The following is a 17,799-nucleotide window of genomic DNA, read 5'->3' as shown; positions in this document are numbered from 1 at the left end:
CGGCATTTTTTTGGGGCCACCTTTGCGTTCACGGTCTGGACTCTTACCGGTGGAGTCACCGTGAGGGTATTGTCGTTTGATTCGCGTGCGGCGGGGGTCGCCGCCCGTAAATTCGTGCGGTCTTGGGGCAACTATGTCAGGCGTGATCGTGTCGATGCGTCGGACGCTGTTGTCGTGCACTTCGTTGGCGCGCAACGGCTTGTTGGGAGGCGCTCTCGCAGCGCTGCTGCCGGCTGCGCCGGCTGAGGCCGCCGACCTCGTCGACACACTCTCGATATTGCTGGATTTCAACCGGCAGGAGCTCGCGGTGCTGGCCACCGCGCTGGCTTTGCTCGGCTTCTCGGTGGTGGCCGCGATCCTGCTGATGCGCACGCGCGTCGGCAAGGCCAAGACCGAGGCGGCGTTGCGCGCGCGGATCAGGGAACTCCAGTTGCAGTCCGACCGCTTCGGCGCGCTGCTGTTTGCCGAACCGCAGGTCCTGATCTCGTGGCCGGCCGGCGACGATCGCGCACAGATCTCGGGCGACATCGCGATGGTGCTGCCGCGCGATTCGTCGCCGCAGCGCGTGCTCGCCTTCGGAACCTGGTTGCCGCCGGAACCGGCGCTGCAGATGGATCACGCCGTCGATGCGCTGCGCGAACGCGGTGACGGCTTCCAGCTCACGCTGACCACCGCCAACGGCCACACGCTGGAAGCGATCGGCCGTGCCATCGGCGGCCAAGCCATTGTCCGGATTCGCGAACTCTCCGGCCTGCGGCGCGATCTGGCCGAGACCAATCTGCGCTACAAGGCGCTCTCCGACGAAACCGAGATGCTGCGGGGCTTCGCCGCCGCGGCGCCGTGGCCGATCTGGGCCAAGGGCGAGAACGGCGCGCTGAGCTTCGCCAATCCGGCCTATGCGCGCGCGACGGAAGCGACCAGCATCGCTGATGCCCAGGCGCGGAAGCTTGAGCTGCTCGACAGCGCCGATCGCACCGCCATGGAGCGCAGCCTGAAGGACGCAGCTCACTTCACCTCGCGGCTGCCGATCGTGACCGGCGGCGAGCGGCGCATGTACGACGTGCGCGCCGTCAATGTCGGCAGCGGCAGTGTCGGAGTCGCGATCGACGCGAGCGAGGCCGATGCGCTGAGCGCCGCGCTGGTGCGGATGGCGGAGGCGCATCGCCGCACGCTCGATCAGCTTTCGTCCGGCGTTGCCGTGTTCGACGGCCAGCGCCGGCTCGCCTTCTACAACGATTCCTACCGGCGGCTGTGGGACCTCGACCGCACATTCCTGGATGCCGATCCCGACGATTCCAGCGTGCTCGACCAACTCCGCGCCGCGCGAAAATTGCCGGAGCAGCCGGACTTCCGCGCCTGGAAGGCCAAGCTGCACGAGGCCTATCGTGCGGTCGAGGCCGCCAAGGACACCTGGTACCTGCCCGACGGCCGCGCGCTGTCGGTCGTCACCACGCCCAATCCCGAAGGTGGCGTCACCTATCTGTTCGACGACGTCACCGAGAGCCTCGAGCTGGCCCGCCGCTTCGACGGCATGATCCGGGTCCAGCGCGAGACCCTGGACAGCCTCGCCGAGGGCGTCGCGGTGTTCGGCAGCAACGGCAAGGCGCAGCTGTTCAATCCCGCCTTCGTCCGGATGTGGAAGCTGTCGAACGACGCCATGCGCGAGGAGCCGCATATCCAGACCGTCGAGGGCTGGTGCCAGCAGCTGTTCGACGATCCGACCGTCTGGCGCCAGATTCGCGAGGCCATCACCTCGATCGAGAACCGCGCCGACGTGCCACTCAAGCTGGAGCGCAAGGACGGCAGCGTGCTCGATGGCATGATCCGTCCGCTGCCGGACGGCGCGACCATGCTGACTTTCCTCGACATCACCGACACCGAGAATGTCGAGCGCGCGCTGCGCGAGCGCAACGAGGCGCTTGAGACCGCCGATCAGATGAAGGTGGATTTCGTCCACCACGTCTCCTACGAGCTGCGCTCGCCGCTCACCACCATCATCGGCTTCGCACATTTCCTCAGCGACCCCTCGACCGGGCCGCTGACGCCGAAGCAGGCCGAATATCTCGACTACGTCACCAAATCGACCAATGCGCTGCTGGCACTGACCAACAACATCCTCGATCTCGCCACCATCGATGCCGGCGCGATGAAGCTGGAACTCGGCCCGGTCGACGTCAGCAAGACCATCGAGCTCGCCGCCGAAGGTATCCAGGACCGGCTCGCCACCGACCGCATCCGTCTCAAGGTCGAGATCGCGCCCGATGTCGGCAGCTTCGTCGGCGACGAGAAGCGCGTGGTGCAGGTGCTCTATAACCTGCTCGCCAACGCCGTCGGCTTCTCGCCGCAGGATTCCACTGTCGGGATCAGCGCGCGCCGCACCGAGCGCAGTGTGGTCTTCATTGTGACAGATTCCGGACCTGGAATACCCGCCGACATGAAGGACAAGGTGTTCAACTGGTTCGAAAGCCGCTCGCAGGGCTCGCGTCATCGCGGCGCCGGGCTCGGGCTGTCGCTGGTGCGCTCCTTTGTCGAGCTGCATGGCGGCAAGGTGCAGGTGGATTCGGTCGTCGGCAAGGGCACGGTCGTGATCTGCGACTTCCCGACCGACCAGGCGGCGCATCGCGACGCCGCCGAATGATCGCGCCGGCCACATTCTCCGTCGCGCTTCACAACGAGACGGCCACCGCGCAATTGATGGCCGATCTCGCGCTGCTGCTCGGCCCGGGCGATGTCATCACGCTCACCGGCGATCTCGGTGCCGGCAAGACCGCAGCGGCGCGCAGCCTGATCCGTTACCTCGCCGATGACGTAGAGCTGGAAGTGCCAAGCCCGACTTTCACGCTGGTGCAGGGTTACGATCTACCGGCATTTGCCCTGATGCATGCCGACCTCTATCGCGTCGAGGACGAGAGCGAGCTCGAGGAGATCGGGCTGTCACCACTGCCGGATGCGACGCTGGTGCTGATCGAATGGCCCGAGCGTGCGCCCTCGGCAATGCCGGCGGACCGGATCGACATCGCGCTGACGCATCGCCCGGCGCTGGGCTCGAATGCGCGTGCCGCGGACATCACCGGTCACGGCCGGAGCGCAGCCACCGTGGCGCGGCTGAAGGCGTTGCGCGAATTCCTCGATGCGTCCGGCTATATCAACGCAGGCCGCAAGCGCATGGCGGGCGACGCCTCGACGCGCTCCTATGCGCGGCTGATCCGCGATGATGGCGTCGTCATCCTCATGAACTCGCCGCAGCGTCCCGATGGCGCAGCGGTCTACAACGGCAAATCCTACAGCGCCGTGGTGCATCTTGCGGAGAACATCAAGCCATTCGTCGCCATCGACGAAGGCCTGCGCGCGGCAGGGATCTCGGCGCCCGCAATCCACCATGTCGATCTCGACCACGGTTTTCTGATCTCGGAAGACTTCGGCAGCGAAGGCGTGATCGAGGGCGATCCGCCGCGCCCGATCGCTCAGCGCTATGAGGCCGCGACCGACGTGCTGGCCCTGCTGCACGGCAAGGCTCTGCCGGAGACGCTGCCGGTGGACGGGCAAACCCATACCATTCCCGCTTGGGACACCGACGCACTGCTGATTGAAATCGGCTTGATGCCGGAATGGTATCTGCCCGATCGCAACGCACCGCTAAGCGAGGCGAAGCGCGCGGAATTTTTTGCGATGTGGCGCGAGCTGCTGAAGAAACCGCTGGCCGCACCGAAGACCTGGATCATCCGCGACTATCACTCGCCGAATCTGATCTGGCTCGCGGACCGCACCGGCATGGCGCGCGTCGGCGTGATCGACTTCCAGGACACCGTTCTCGGACCGCACTCCTATGATGTGGTGTCGCTGCTTCAGGACGCCCGCATCGACGTGCCCGAAGCCCTCGAGCTGACGCTGCTGTCGCGCTACATCAAGGCGCGCCGGGCTGAGGACGCGAGCTTCGATCCGGCCGGTTTTGCCGAGCTCTATGCCATCATGTCGGCGCAGCGCAACACGCGCCTGCTCGGCACGTTCGCCCGGCTCAACCGCCGCGACGGCAAGCCGCATTATTTGCGCCACCAGCCGCGGATCTGGACCTATCTCCAGCGCTCGCTGGCGCATCCAGCGCTTGAGCATTTGCGCAACTGGTATCTCGCTAACGTCCCGCCGCCCCGATCCTGAGCCCGGAACCGGTTTACCGGCTGTTAGCCATCGCACCGGTATCATCGCCCGCAGGCAGCCGGACAAAGACGGGCTGGAGCAAGGGCAGATGGCGGTCAAGGCGGACCATCGCGGGAACAGTCGGGTTGTTTTCGAACGTGGGGTGCCGGCCCAGATGATGGGCATCGACGGCACCTGGCGGCGCGAATGCACGATGGAGGACGTCTCCGAAAGCGGCGCCAAGCTGACCATCGACGGCTCTGTCGAAGGTCTGCATCTGAAGGAATTTTTTCTCGTACTGTCGTCCACCGGGTTAGCGTACCGGCGCTGCGAATTGGCCTGGGTCAATGGTGACCAGATCGGGGTCAATTTCCTCAAACAAGGCGACAAGAAGAAAAAGGCGCGCTCCACAGCCGTCGGGGCGTGACGGCAACACTCGTCGCACAACCGTCACGGCGGGTGGTTAAGGCGGTTGAGATGCGGTGCGGTCGAGTCCGGTCCGTGCTAGGATTGCTGCAAACGCGAATTTCAGAGGTTCGAGAAAGCCAAGCATGTCCGTCAAACCGACCAAAGCCATGGTGCTCGCCGCAGGGTTCGGCCTGCGCATGCGTCCGCTGACGGATACGATGCCGAAGCCGATGGTGCCTGTGGCTGGCCAGCCGCTGCTCGACCACGTGCTCGACAAGCTTGCCCGGGCCGGCGTGACCGAGGCGGTGGTCAACGTGCACTATCTGCCCGACCAGATCATCAATCACACAGCATCCCGCCAGCATCCGCGCGTGACCATCTCGGACGAGCGCGACCAGGTGCTCGGCACCGGCGGCGGCGTGGTCAAGGCGCTGCCGCTGCTCGGCGATGCGCCGTTTTACCACGTCAATTCCGATACGCTGTGGATCGACGGCGTGCGCTCCAATTTGACGCGGCTTGCGGAAAACTTCGACCCCGAGCGCATGGACATCCTGCTGCTGATGGCGCCCACCGCAACCAGCATCGGCTATAGCGGCCGCGGCGATTACGGCATGCTACCCGACGGTGCGCTGCGCAAGCGCAAGGAAAAAGAGATCGTGCCGTTCGTCTATGCGGGCGCGGCCATCCTGTCGCCGACGATCTTCGCCGACGCGCCGCAGGGCGAGTTTTCGCTGACAAAGATGTTCGACCGCGCCAACGAGCAGGAGCGCCTGTTCGGCCTCCGCCTCGACGGCGTCTGGATGCATGTCGGCACGCCGGATGCGATCCACGCCGCGGAAGAGGCGTTTCTGGAGAGCGTGGCGTAAGCCGCCCCAAACACGGTGCCGTAGGGTGGGCAAAGGCGCACTTGCGCCGTGCCCACCATCTCTCTCGATCGCAAAAATGCGTGGGCACGCTTCGCTTTGCCCACCCTACGAAATCTGTCCTGGTCGCACAAACAGCGGGGACGATTTCGCCCCAGCCCATATCCATTTGAGTCCGCCTCCCTATATTGGCGCCTGATCTCCGAATCAGGCGGCCCATGCGCGTTTTCAGCGTTCCCCTCTCAGTTCCGTTCCTGCGCACCATCGTCACCGCCCTGCTTGACGGCCGGCTGGTCGACGGATTCGAGGCGCGCAAGGAACCGGCGCGGCTGGCGGACGCCACGCTCTATCTGCCGACGCGGCGCGCCATGCGCGTCGTCCGCGAAATCTTCCTCGACGAGATGAAGGCCGATGCCGTGGTGCTGCCGCGCATCGTCGCGCTCGGCGACATCGACGAGGACGAGCTCGCTTTCGCCGACGAAGGCGAACAGTTTTCGGGCGCAACGCCGCTCGAGATCCCACCGCGGCTCGGCGAGCTCGAACGGCGGCTGACGCTGGCGCAACTCGTCGCCGCCTGGGCCAAGGGTCCGGTGCTGGCGCCGCTCGTGGTCGGCGGCCCGGCCTCGACGCTGGCGCTGGCCGGCGACCTCGCCCGCCTGATCGACGACATGGTGACGCGCGGCGTCGACTGGAGCGCGCTCGACGGCTTGGTGCCGGACATGCTCGACCGTTACTGGCAGCACTCGCTGGAATTCTTGCGCATCGCCCGCATCGCCTGGCCGAGCCATCTCGCCGAGATCAACCGCATCGAGCCCGCGGCGCGGCGTGATCTCCTGATCGCGGCGGAAGCGAAGCGCCTGACCGCGCATCCGCATGGGCCCGTGATCGCGGCGGGCTCGACCGGCTCGATGCCGGCCACCGCAAAATTCCTCCATGCAGTCGCCTCGCTGCCGCATGGCGCGGTGGTGTTGCCGGGCCTCGATACTGATCTCGACGATGACGCCTGGCGCAGCATCGGCGGCGTGCGCGATTCGCTCGGCAAATTCGCGGAGCATCCGGCCTCGAACCATCCGCAATATGCCATGCACGCGCTGCTGGATCGCTTTGGCATCAAGCGCAGCGACGTCGAAATCCTTCAGCCACCGGCGGACGGCGGCCGCGATCTGCTCGCCTCCGAATCGATGCGACCGTCGGCCAAGACGGAAGTCTGGCACGACCGGCTGAAGCAGCCGGATGTCGCCACAAAGATTGCCGGTGGCATGAAAAATCTCGCGGTGGTCGAAGCCCCCAATCCGGAAATGGAGGCGCTCGCCATCGCCATTGCGATGCGCGAGGCACGGCACCTCGACAACTCGGCAGCGCTGGTGACGCCCGACCGCGCGCTGGCGCGGCGGGTGATGGCCGCGCTGACCCGATGGGATCTCGCCTTCGACGATTCCGGCGGCGACGCTCTGATGGAAACCTCCGCCGGCGTCTTTGCGCGCCTCGCAGCGGAAGCCGCGACCAGGGGATTGGAGCCGCCGACGCTGCTGGCGATGCTGAAACATCCGCTGTGCCGGCTCGGCCGCGCACCGGGCGCATGGAAGGCGGCGATCGAGGGGCTGGAGCTCGCAGTGTTGCGCGGCACGCGCCCGCCGGCAGGCACGGGCGGCCTGTTGCGCGAGTTCAACCGTTTCCGCGAGGAACTTGCGAAGCTGGAGCGCAAGGAGGTTTCCGCGCTCCACCATGCCGAGCCGCGCGCGCGGCTCAAGGCAGAAGACCTCGACCGCATCCAGGCGCTGATCGATGCCCTGCAAAAGGCGTTGGCGCCGATCGAGAGCCTGGCGTCATCAAAGCCGCCGTTTGACTTCGCCGAGCTCGCGCATCGCCATCGCGAGATCATGATCGAGCTGTCGCGCGACGAGCAGGGTATTCCGCTCGCCTTCGAGGAGCGTGAAGGCCTCGCGCTCGCCGGCGCCTTCGACGATCTCCTGCGTGGCGGCACCACCAGCGGATTGATGGTGACGCTGCCGGACTACGCCGAATTGTTCCAGACCGCGTTCAGCGATCGTGCGGTGCGGCGGCGCGACAAGCCCGGTGCTCGCTTGCAGATCTACGGTCCTCTGGAATCGCGCCTGATGCAGGCCGACCGCGTCATCATCGGCGGGCTGATCGAAGGCGTCTGGCCGCCGGCGCCGCGCATCGATCCCTGGCTCAGCCGCCCGATGCGGCACGAGCTTGGTCTCGATCTGCCGGAGCGCCGCATCGGCCTCTCGGCGCACGACTTTGCGCAACTGCTCGGCGGCGACGAGGTGATCCTCACCCATTCCGCCAAGGCCGGCGGCGCACCGGCGGTGGCGTCGCGCTTCCTGCACCGGCTAGAGGCGGTCGCGGGCGACGAGCTCTGGAAGGCGGCGGTTCGCGCCGGCGAAAAATACGTGCAATTCGCAGGCGCGCTGGACCAGCCTGCCGAGGTCACGCCGGTCAAGCAGCCGGAGCCACGACCGCCGCGCGCGACGCGGCCGCTGAAAATGTCGGTGACTGCGATCGAAGACTGGCTGCGTGATCCCTACACGATCTACGCAAAACACATCTTGCGGCTGGATGCGCTCGATCCCGTCGACATGCCGCTGTCGGCTGCCGACCGCGGCTCGGCGATCCATGATGCGCTCGGCGAATTCACCGAGAAATTTGCCGCGCGTCTGCCCGACGATCCCGCAAATGTGCTGCGCGCGATCGGCGAAAAGTATTTTGCCCCGCTGATGGAGCGGCCCGAGGCACGGGCGCTGTGGTGGCCGCGCTTCCAGCGCATCGCACGCTGGTTCGGCGAATGGGAGACGGCGCGCCGCGATTCGATCGAAGCCATCACCGCGGAGACCCGCGGCGAGATCTCGATCAAGCTCGACCATGATCGCAGCTTCGTTCTCTCTGCCCGCGCCGACCGCATCGAGCGGCGCCAGGGCGGCGGCTACGCCATCCTCGACTACAAGACCGGCCAGCCACCGACCGGCAAGCAGGTTCGCATGGGCCTGTCGCCGCAGCTGACGCTGGAAGCCGCGATCCTGCGCGAGGGCGGCTTCCGCGACATCGACGCCGGTGCGTCCGTAAGCCAGCTCGTCTATGTCCGCCTGAGTGGCAACAATCCGCCCGGCGAGGAGCGCATCCTCGAGCTCAAATACAAGCAGGGCGACGAGCCGCAGCCGCCGGACACTGCGGCGGCGGAAGCGCGGGCCAAGCTGGAGGCGCTGATCCGCGCCTTCGACGACGAGAACCAGCCCTACACCTCGCTGAACCTGCCGATGTGGACCAACCGCTACGGCGCTTATGACGATCTCGCCCGGATCAAGGAATGGTCCGCGGCGGGCGGCCTGGGGATCGAAGAATGGTGAAGGCGCCCCGCCCCATCCCGGATGAAGTGCGCGCGCGGCAGGCGCGTGCCTCCGATCCGACCGCGTCCGCCTTCGTGTCGGCCAATGCCGGCTCGGGCAAGACGCACGTGCTGGTGCAGCGCGTGATCCGCCTGCTGCTGTCGGGCGTGCCGCCGGAAAAGATTCTCTGCATCACCTTCACCAAGGCCGCCGCCGCCAACATGGCCGAGCGCGTGTTCACGACGCTTGGGCATTGGGTGACGCTTGATGATACCGGGCTCGACGCCGCGATCCGCGCGGTCGGCATTCCTCACCCGGACCGAGAGCTTCGGCGCAAGGCGCGAAAACTGTTCGCCTGCGCGCTGGAGACGCCGGGCGGATTGAAGGTGCAGACCATCCACGCGCTCTGCACCCGCCTCCTTCAGCAATTTCCGTTCGAGGCAAATGTGCCAGCGCGATTCGCCGTGATGGACGACCGCGACCAGACCGACATGATGGAGCGCGCCAATCTGAAAGTACTGCTGGAGGCCGCGCGTGATCCGGAGACCATCACCGGCCGCGCGCTGCTGACCGCGATGACGAGCGCCGCCGACGTCACCTTCAAGGAGGTCGTGCGAGAGGCGTGCTTGAGCCGCGACCATTTCATGGCCTGGACCGATGAGGCCGGCAACGCCGGGGCGGCGGCTGAACAGATGGCGGCCGTGCTGGGCGTTGATGCGAGTAACCGCATCGAAGATGTCGAGACCGAGATTCTCGATGGCCCGTTCCTGCCGCGCTCGCGCTGGGACGACATCGCTTTCGCGCTGGAGCATGGCAACAAGTCGGACAACGACCAAGCGGGTCGCCTTCGCGAGGCAAAGGCGTTTTCCGGCGCGGCGCAGGTGGATGCCTATCTCAGCGTTTTTCTCACCGATGAAAAACTGCCGCGCAAGGCCGTACTGACCAAGAAGTTTGGCGAGCAAAGTCCGTCCGTCGCGCGCCTGTTCGAGAACGAAGCGTCTCGCCTCGGTGGATTGATCGAGCGGCGCCGCGCAGTGACCATGCGCGATCGCACGGCGGCCCTCCTGCACATCGCGACGGCCGCCGCTGCAAACTACCGGCGCGAGAAGCAGGAACGCGGGCTGCTCGACTACGACGACCTCATCGACAAGACGCTGGCGATGCTGAACCGCGTCTCCGCAGGCTGGGTGCATTACAAGCTCGACCGCGGTGTCGATCATGTGCTGATCGACGAGGCCCAGGACACCAGCCCGCGGCAATGGGACATTGTCGCGCATATCATCTCCGAATTCACGGCCGGCGAAGGCGCGCGCGAGGGCCTGAACCGCACGGTCTTTGCCGTCGGCGACGAAAAGCAATCGATCTTTTCGTTCCAGGGCGCCGAGCCCCGGGAATTCGACACGCGCCGGCGCGAGCTGCACCGCAAGTTCACCGCCGCCGGGCTGAAATTCGATCCCGTCGCCTTCACCTATTCGTTCCGCTCGGGCGCGGCGATCCTGCATTCGGTCGACCACGTCTTCCGCGAGCCCGCGATCTACAAGAGCATCCACTCGGTCGAAACCGGCCATCCCCTGCACAATGCGCTCGCCGATGCCGGCCCCAGCGTGATCGAGCTGTGGGATCTTGCCGAGGCCGATAACCGGCAGGAGATCGAAGGCTGGCGCGCGCCGTTCGACGGCGTCGCCGTCACCAGTCCCGAGGTCAAGCTCGCTCGCCGCATCCAGACCGAGATCAAGCGGCTGGTCGAGGGCGGCACGCTGACGGGGCACGAGGGCGAGCGGCGGCCGCTGCGCTACGGCGACATGCTGATCCTGGTGCGCCGGCGCGGCAATGCCTTCGACGCGGTGATCCAGGCGCTGAAGCACGCCAACGTTCCCGTCGCCGGCGCCGACCGGCTGAAGCTGACCGAGCACATCGCGATCATCGACCTGATGAACCTTGCGGACGCGCTGCTGCTGCCACAGGACGATCTCGCGCTCGCAGTGGCGCTGAAGAGCCCGCTGTTCGGTCTCGACGACGACGACCTGTTCCAACTGGCCCATGACCGCAAGGGATCGCTGCGCCGCGCACTCGGCCAGCATGCGGCTGGAAGCGAGAAGTTCGCCACCGTGCTGCGACGCCTTGAGGCGTGCGAGATCCGTGCGCGCGAGGAGACGCCGTTCGCCTTCTATGCCTGGCTGCTCGGCGGTGACGGCGGCCGCGCGCGTATGCTGCGCCGGCTCGGCCATGAGGCCAATGACGCGCTCGACGAATTTTTGGAGCTGGCGCTGAACTGCGAGCGCAAGGCACCGGCCTCGCTGCAGGGCTTCATGGCCTGGCTGCGCTCGGCCGACACCGAGGTGAAGCGCGACATGGAAATCACCCGCGACGAGGTGCGGGTGATGACGGTGCACGGCGCCAAGGGTCTCGAGGCATCGGTCGTGTTCATGGTCGACACAACGTCATCGCCCGCGGATTCGCAGCGGGTGCGGCTGATCCACGTGCCGCGCGGCAACGGCGGCGAGGTCGTGGTCTGGGCCGGGCGCAAGGCCGACGATCCGAAGCCCGTCGCCGACGCACGCAAGGCCATGATCGATGAGACCGAGGACGAATATCGCCGCCTGCTCTATGTCGCGATGACGCGCGCGGCCGATCGGCTGATCGTCGGCGGCTGCCTGCCCGGCAACATGAGGACCGTCCGCAAGCTGAGCTGGTACGACCTCGTCGACACCGGGCTCACCGGCTCCGGCCTCGACAAGCAGACGATCGAAACGCCGCTCGGCAAGGTGACCCGGTTCGCCCGGCCCGAGGACGTCGTCGCGCTGGGCACGCCGGCGGCAAGCATGGACCAGACGATCACTCTGCCGGACTGGCTGCGGACGCTGGCGCCGCGTGAGAGCGTCGACGACGATCTGGTGCGTCCCTCCGGCCAATCGGCCGAAGAGGGCCGCAGCGTACGGACAGGCGAATCAGTCCAGTCGCGCGCACTGGCGCTGCAGCGCGGCACGCTGGTGCACCGGTTGCTGCAGTCTCTGCCCGACATCGCCACCGAGCGCCGGCGCGAGGCCGCGCTCGGCTTCATGATCCGCAATGCCGCGGATTGGGCCGAGGCCGATCGCGTCACAGTGGCCGACAAGGTGCTCGCCCTCATCGCCGAGCCGCGCTTTGCACCGGTGTTTGCCGAGGGCAGCCGGGCGGAGGTCGCCATCGTCGGGAAACTCGACCGGCCGGGCCGCCCGCCGGCGCTGGTGTCGGGGCAGATCGACCGGCTGGTGGTTCGTCCGGACGAGGTTTTGATCGTCGATTTCAAGACCAACCAGATCGCCCCCAAAAGCGCCGCGGAGGCCCCCGCCGCCTATGTCCGGCAGCTTGCGCTGTACCGGGCGGTGCTGGCGCGGCTTTATCCCCAAAAGCCGATCCGCGCCGTTTTGCTCTGGACCGAGGCCCTTGAATATATGGAGATTTCAGCCCCCGCGCTGGACGCGGCGCTGGCATCCCTTCATGTCGGCGTGAGCGTCCTTGACCCGGCAAGGGGGCGTTCATAGGTTGACGCCATGATCCCGGGCGCGATTCCACGTCGCGCCGATTCTCTTTCAACCGAGTGAGGTACTCCAATGGCCGTTGGCAAGGTTTCCGATACCGATTTCGAAGCCGAAGTGCTCAAGGCGAACGGTCCGGTCGTCGTCGATTTCTGGGCCGAATGGTGCGGCCCCTGCCGCATGATCGCGCCCGCCCTCGATGAGATCGCCGGCGCGATGGGCGACAAGGTCAAGATCGTCAAGCTCAACGTCGACGAGAGCCCCAAGACCGCGTCGAAGTACGGCGTGATGTCGATCCCCACCCTGATGATCTTCAAGGGCGGCGAGATGGCCTCCCGTCAGGTCGGCGCTGCGCCGAAGGCGAAGCTCCAGCAGTGGATCACCTCGGCGGTATGATCCACGACGCAAGACAGTCGTTCGAACGGCCGGCCAATAATCGCCGGCCGTTTTATTTTACCCGCAGCCCGGGTCTATTTCCCGTCGGGCCTACCCTCCGCGAGCCTGGCCAGGCTCGCGAGAACCTCGGGAAAATCTGACGCGACGGCCGGACCGATTTCGGCCGCTTGCGGGCCCTTGGCGTCGACGGCGTAAACGATGCGCGTGCGCGTCGATCCGAGCGGTTCGATGCGATGGGCGACCTTGATGGTGAGATCGCCGACCCGCGTTTCGTCGATGAAGCACGAATTTTCGCGCACATCGATCAGTTGCGAGCGTAGCGCCTCCTCGCCGGGCGGCTTCATCGTGAACCAGGTGCCGGTCGCGAACGGCCCGTCAATCTCGATCTGCTCGATGCCTGCGTTCCAGGTTTTCCAGCCGGGCACATCGCGAAAGATGCTCCATATCGTCTCTGCAGTTGCGGACGTCTCGACCGCATATTCGCCCCGCCAGGTATTTTCGTCGCTCACGACACGCCTCCCCGTTCAATGTGCGCTTGGACGCCGCTATTTGATCCAGCCCGTCGCCAATGCATTTGCCAGCTCCGCTTGGCCGTTGCGGCGGGCGAGCGCAGCCATTGCGCCGTGATCATAAGCGATTTGACGGAATGTGACCTGCCAGTTGCCCGCGACAAATTCGAGAACCGCATAGCGCGCGTGCGGCGTGCCGGCTTCGACCAGATGCGGGAACGGATGCACGTCGCGATAGCCGGGGCTGCCGACGCTGCCGGGATTGACGATCAGGCGGCCGTCGCGAAGCCGCACGGCACGGGCAAGATGGGTGTGAGCGCAGAGGATCAGCGACTGCGTGATGCCCTGCGCGAACTGCTCGATCCGATCGAGCGGCGATAGGGCCACCGTGCCGTCGGGATGCACCGTGTCGAGCCAGTAGATTTCGTCATCCTCGGGCGTCGCGTGACAGAGGAAGACCTGCTCCCGAAACACACGAATCATCGGCTGCGCCCGCAGCCAGTGGAGCTGCGCGGCATCGAGCTGCGCGTGGGCGGGGCGGTCCCACGAACCCATCTTCTCCGGAGGGCGATCGAGCAGATAGCGGTCATGATTGCCGAGCACGTGCACGGCATCGAGCGTCATCAGGATCTCGATGGTGCGCCGCGCATCGAGCGGGCCGCTCAGCATGTCGCCGAGATTGACGATGTCGGTGATGCCTTGGGCGCGGATGTCGGCAAGCACCGCCTCCAGCGCGAGATAGTTTCCGTGGACGTCGGCAATCGCGGCAAAACGCATTGGGATTTTCCCACTCTCGTGCCCCGGACGCAGCGCAGCGCTACTTCAGCGGTGCGCTGCAGAGCCGGGGCCCATGTTGCGGCATTCTGGGTCCCGGCTCTGCGGAGCAGCGTTGCACGCTGCACCGCGTCCGGGACATGAGAGCTTATGCAGGAGGCGTGCCGTTGAGACCCAGAACGTGGCCAGCGAGATAGAGCGAGCCGGTGATCAGGATGCGCGGCGGCACTTCGTAGGCGAGTTTCGACAGAGCGCGCAATGCGGCCTCGATGCCGGGAGCGATCTCGACGCGCATGCCGAGGCTGCGGACGGCGTCCGCAAGGCGATCGACCGGCATCGCGTTCTCGGTGTCCGGAATCGGCACCACGATGACGTGTCGGGTGAGGCCGGCGAAATTGGCCAGAAACGCCTTCGCATCCTTGTTGGCCATCATGCCCGCGATCACCACCAGCGATCGTGACACACGCTCCTCGAGGTCGCCGAGCGCGGCGGCCGCGACGCGGCCGCCTTCGGCATTGTGCCCGCCGTCGAGCCAGATCTCGCTGCCTTGCGGACCCCAGGAGAGCAACTCGCCCGAGGTGAGACGCTGCATCCGCGCCGGCCATTCGGCGCCGACGATCCCGGCCTCGAATGCCGCATGGTTGATCTTGAAGTTCGGAATCGCACGCAGCGTCGCGATCGCTAGGCCGGCATTGTCAAACTGATGGCGGCCGAACAGGCGCGGCGCCGCGAGATCCATCAGGCCGCGCTCGTCGGAATAGACCAGACGCCCATGCTCGACATTGACGTGCCAGCTTTCGTTGGCGGCAAACAGCGGCGCGCGCATGCGCTTGGCCTGCGCCTCGATCACCGCCATCGCCTCAGGCGCCTGCTCGGCGCACACCACGGGCACATCACGCTTGATGATCGCGGCCTTCTCGCCAGCGATCGACGCAAGGGTGTCGCCGAGAAATTCCATGTGGTCCATGCTGACAGGCGTGATCACGCAGGCCGCGGGCGTATCGACCACATTGGTCGAATCGAGCCGGCCGCCGAGGCCCACCTCGAGTAGCACCGCATCGGCGGGATTTTGCGCGAACAGATGGAAGGCGGCGGCAGTCTTGAGCTCAAAGACGGTCGCAGGCTCGCCGGCATTGACGCTCTCAACTTCTTCCAGCGCCGCGCGCAATTCGTCGTCGGAGACGAGCACGCCACCGCCGACGCGGCCGAGGCGGAAACATTCGTTGATGCGGACCAGATAGGGCGAGGTGTAGGCGTGAACGCGCAGGCCGGCCGCCTCCAGCGTCGCGCGCAGATAGGCAACCGTCGAGCCCTTGCCGTTGGTGCCGGCGACATGGATCACCGGCGGCAGCTTGCGTTCGGGATGACCGAGCCGCTCGAGCAGGCGGTGCATCCGCTCGAGCCCGAGATCGATACGCTTCTGATGCAGGGCCGACAGCCGCCCGATCAATGCATCGAGCCGCGGCTTTGTGCTGTCCGAGGGCGCGTTCACGCGTGGGGCGCAGCCGGCGCCGTCTCAGGGACCGATACGATCTGCGCCGGGCTGACGACAGGCTGCACCGATTTCGACGCGCGTTCCTGCGCCGGCGCCCTGGTGAGCAGGCGGCAGAGCCGCGCCAAAGTCGGACGCAACTCGTGGCGATGCACGACCATGTCGACCATGCCGTGCTCTTTCAGATATTCGGCGCGCTGGAAACCTTCCGGCAATTTCTCGCGGATGGTCTGCTCGATCACGCGTGCGCCGGCAAAGCCGATCAGCGCGCCGGGCTCGGCGATCTGCACGTCGCCGAGCATCGCATAGGACGCAGTGACGCCGCCGGTGGTCGGGTTGGTCAGCACGACGATATAGGGCTGTTTTGCTTCACGCAGCATCTGCACGCCGACCGTGGTGCGCGGCATCTGCATCAGCGACAGGATGCCTTCCTGCATGCGCGCGCCGCCGGATGCGGCGAACACGATGAAGGGCGACTTCTTTTCGACCGCGAGCTCGAGCCCGCGCACGAGGGCTTCACCCGCGGCCATGCCGAGCGAACCGCCCATAAAATCGAAATCCTGCACGGCGATGACGACACCGGCGCCTTCGAGCTTGCCGTAGCCGACCTTGACCGCGTCGTTCAGATTGGTGCGCGCGCGCGCGTCCTTGATGCGATCGACGTACTTCTTCTCGTCGCGAAACTTCAGCGGATCGGGCGTCACGTCGGGCAAGGCGACGTCGAACCAGGTCTCGTTGTCGAAGATCGACTTCAGCCGCGCCACCGCGCCCATGCGCATGTGGTAGTTCGAGCCGGGGATGACGAACTGGTTGGCCTCGACGTCCTTGTAGAACACGAGCTGTCCGGAATCCGGGCACTTGATCCACAGATTCTCCGGCGTCTCCCGCCGCAGCATGTTGCGGATCTTCGGCCGGACCACATTGGTAAGCCAGTTCATGGTTTGCTCCGATGTGCGAACCCGCAGGGGATCGCCTGAAGGACTATATGGCGGCCGGGCCCTTGCCCGGCAAGCCGCCGTGTCGCCCGCCCCTAAAGCGGAATTATGGCCTATTCGGCCGCTTGTTTCGCAGCCCTAACGCCCTGGGCCAGCGCCGCCGTCAGTTCGGCCACGGCGTCAACGGTTTTGGCGGTTGCGCGCCCTTCGGCATCGAGACTGTTCTTGAGCGCATCGACCAGCGCGGTGCCGACCACCGAACCATCGGCCTTCTCGGCAATTGCGCGCGCCGCCTCCGGCGTGCGGATGCCAAAACCAACGCAGATCGGCAGCTTGGTATGCCGCTTGATGCGCGCGACAGCTTGACCTACGGCATTCGCGTCCGCCGCCGCTGCACCGGTGATGCCGGCGATAGAGACGTAATAGACAAAGCCTGATGTGTTCGCGAGCACCGCGGGCAGGCGCTTGTCGTCGGTGGTCGGGGTCGCGAGGCGAATGAAGTTCAGGCCCGCCTTCAGCGCGGGAATGCAGAGCTCGTCGTCTTCCTCCGGCGGCAAATCGACGATGATGAGGCCGTCAACGCCGGCCGTCTTGGCATCAGCCAAAAACTTGTCGACGCCGTAAATGTAGATCGGATTGTAATAGCCCATCAGCACCAGCGGCGTGAAATTGTCGTCCTTTCGGAAGCCGCGCACCAGCTCCAGCGTCTTCGTCAAGGTCATGCCGTTCTTGAGCGCGCGCAGACCTGCCGCCTGAATCGAGGGGCCATCCGCCATCGGATCGGTGAAGGGAATGCCGAGTTCGATGACGTCGGCGCCTGCCTTGGGCAGCGCCTTGACGATATTGAGCGAAGTCGTGAGATCAGGATCGCCGGCCATCACATAGGTGACGAAGGCCGAGCGGCCGGCTTTTTTCAGCTCGGCAAAACGGGTGTCGATACGCGTGGTCATGATTCGGCGGCCGCTGTGCTATACCTCTCCCCTCCGGGGAGAGGTCGGCTGCGAAGCAGCCGGGTGAGGGGGATGGAAAGATTCAAATCGAGAGCGCGAAGGCTTCGCGAGTCGCAGACGAGCGCGGAAGCAAAGCTTTGGCAGGCGCTGCGCAACAGGCAGCTCGCCCGCTGGAAATTTCGTCGCCAGCATCCGGTCGATCGATACATCGTAGACTTCGTGACCTTGGACGGAAAACTCATCGTTGAAGTCGACGGCGTCACGCATTCCAGCCCGTCCGAGGTCGAGCGCGATGAAGCCAGGACCAAAGTGCTCGAGGCCTGCGGCTTCCTTGTCCTGCGCGTCTCGAACACTGACGTGTACGAAAATCTTGAGGGTGTCCTCGAGCTTATCCAGACATCACTGAGGTTCGAGTGAGCGGATAGACCCCTCACCCGGCTGCTTCGCAGCCGACCTCTCCCCGACGGGGAGAG

Annotated in this window: 13 protein-coding genes; 8 read left to right on the top strand and 5 right to left on the bottom strand. The window is 65.9% G+C overall.

Annotation, left to right across the window (positions count from 1 at the left end):
- Positions 1–133: 133 nt before the first annotated feature.
- The 7 genes from V1280_RS30830 (at position 134) to trxA (ending at position 12,666) form a co-directional block, all read left to right on the top strand.
- Entirely contained in the window at positions 134–2,638 is a 2,505-nt protein-coding gene (locus tag V1280_RS30830) for a PAS domain-containing sensor histidine kinase (RefSeq protein WP_334533224.1), read from the top strand.
- Positions 2,635–4,155 carry a tRNA (adenosine(37)-N6)-threonylcarbamoyltransferase complex ATPase subunit type 1 TsaE gene (gene tsaE, locus V1280_RS30825; protein WP_334533221.1) on the top strand — a complete coding sequence of 507 codons (1,521 nt, stop codon included), beginning with the start codon at positions 2,635–2,637 and terminating at the stop codon, positions 4,153–4,155. Before V1280_RS30830 ends, tsaE begins: the two co-directional genes overlap by 4 nt.
- Positions 4,156–4,243: 88 nt before the next feature.
- A complete protein-coding gene (locus V1280_RS30820; protein ID WP_334533218.1) occupies positions 4,244–4,561 on the top strand; it encodes a PilZ domain-containing protein in 318 nt (105 codons plus the stop codon).
- 124 nt (positions 4,562–4,685) lie between these two features.
- Positions 4,686–5,408, top strand: coding sequence for a nucleotidyltransferase family protein (locus V1280_RS30815; protein ID WP_334533215.1), 723 nt, complete (start codon positions 4,686–4,688; stop codon positions 5,406–5,408).
- A gap of 215 nt (positions 5,409–5,623) precedes the next feature.
- A complete protein-coding gene (gene addB, locus V1280_RS30810; RefSeq protein WP_334533212.1) occupies positions 5,624–8,773 on the top strand; it encodes a double-strand break repair protein AddB in 3,150 nt (1,049 codons plus the stop codon).
- Positions 8,767–12,276 (top strand): double-strand break repair helicase AddA, encoded by a 3,510-nt coding sequence (gene addA / locus V1280_RS30805; protein ID WP_334533209.1) that lies wholly within the window; start codon positions 8,767–8,769, stop codon positions 12,274–12,276. Before addB ends, addA begins: the two co-directional genes overlap by 7 nt.
- A gap of 69 nt (positions 12,277–12,345) precedes the next feature.
- Complete coding sequence (trxA, locus tag V1280_RS30800) at positions 12,346–12,666, top strand: thioredoxin (protein ID WP_007598398.1); 321 nt, start codon at positions 12,346–12,348, stop codon at positions 12,664–12,666.
- A gap of 74 nt (positions 12,667–12,740) precedes the next feature.
- Here trxA and V1280_RS30795 read toward each other — a convergent pair whose 3' ends face one another.
- The 5 genes from V1280_RS30795 to trpA form a co-directional block, all read right to left on the bottom strand.
- Positions 12,741–13,175, bottom strand: a complete 435-nt coding sequence (locus V1280_RS30795) for an SRPBCC family protein (RefSeq protein WP_334533206.1) — start codon at positions 13,173–13,175, stop codon at positions 12,741–12,743.
- A 36-nt stretch (positions 13,176–13,211) separates the two neighbouring features.
- Positions 13,212–13,952 carry a metallophosphoesterase family protein gene (locus V1280_RS30790; protein WP_334533203.1) on the bottom strand — a complete coding sequence of 247 codons (741 nt, stop codon included), beginning with the start codon at positions 13,950–13,952 and terminating at the stop codon, positions 13,212–13,214.
- Positions 13,953–14,097: 145 nt separating this feature from the next.
- Positions 14,098–15,441: a bifunctional folylpolyglutamate synthase/dihydrofolate synthase gene (locus tag V1280_RS30785; RefSeq protein ID WP_334533200.1), complete on the bottom strand. Its 1,344-nt coding sequence runs from the start codon at positions 15,439–15,441 to the stop codon at positions 14,098–14,100.
- The gene (accD, locus tag V1280_RS30780) at positions 15,438–16,379 is read right to left on the bottom strand and encodes an acetyl-CoA carboxylase, carboxyltransferase subunit beta (RefSeq protein ID WP_334533197.1); all 942 of its coding nucleotides are present in this window, start codon (positions 16,377–16,379) and stop codon (positions 15,438–15,440) included. Before accD ends, V1280_RS30785 begins: the two co-directional genes overlap by 4 nt.
- A 110-nt stretch (positions 16,380–16,489) precedes the next feature.
- Positions 16,490–17,326: a tryptophan synthase subunit alpha gene (gene trpA / locus V1280_RS30775; RefSeq protein WP_334533194.1), complete on the bottom strand. Its 837-nt coding sequence runs from the start codon at positions 17,324–17,326 to the stop codon at positions 16,490–16,492.
- A 72-nt stretch (positions 17,327–17,398) separates the two neighbouring features.
- Between trpA and V1280_RS30770 the strand changes: the two genes are divergently transcribed.
- Positions 17,399–17,743: an endonuclease domain-containing protein gene (locus tag V1280_RS30770; protein WP_334533191.1), complete on the top strand. Its 345-nt coding sequence runs from the start codon at positions 17,399–17,401 to the stop codon at positions 17,741–17,743.
- Positions 17,744–17,799: the final 56 nt, after the last annotated feature.

The organism is Bradyrhizobium sp. AZCC 2230 (assembly GCF_036924495.1).
GTDB lineage: Bacteria > Pseudomonadota > Alphaproteobacteria > Rhizobiales > Xanthobacteraceae > Bradyrhizobium > Bradyrhizobium rifense.
The sequence above is the reverse complement of the archived record's forward strand: the minus strand, read 5'-3'. Positions and strand labels throughout refer to the sequence as shown.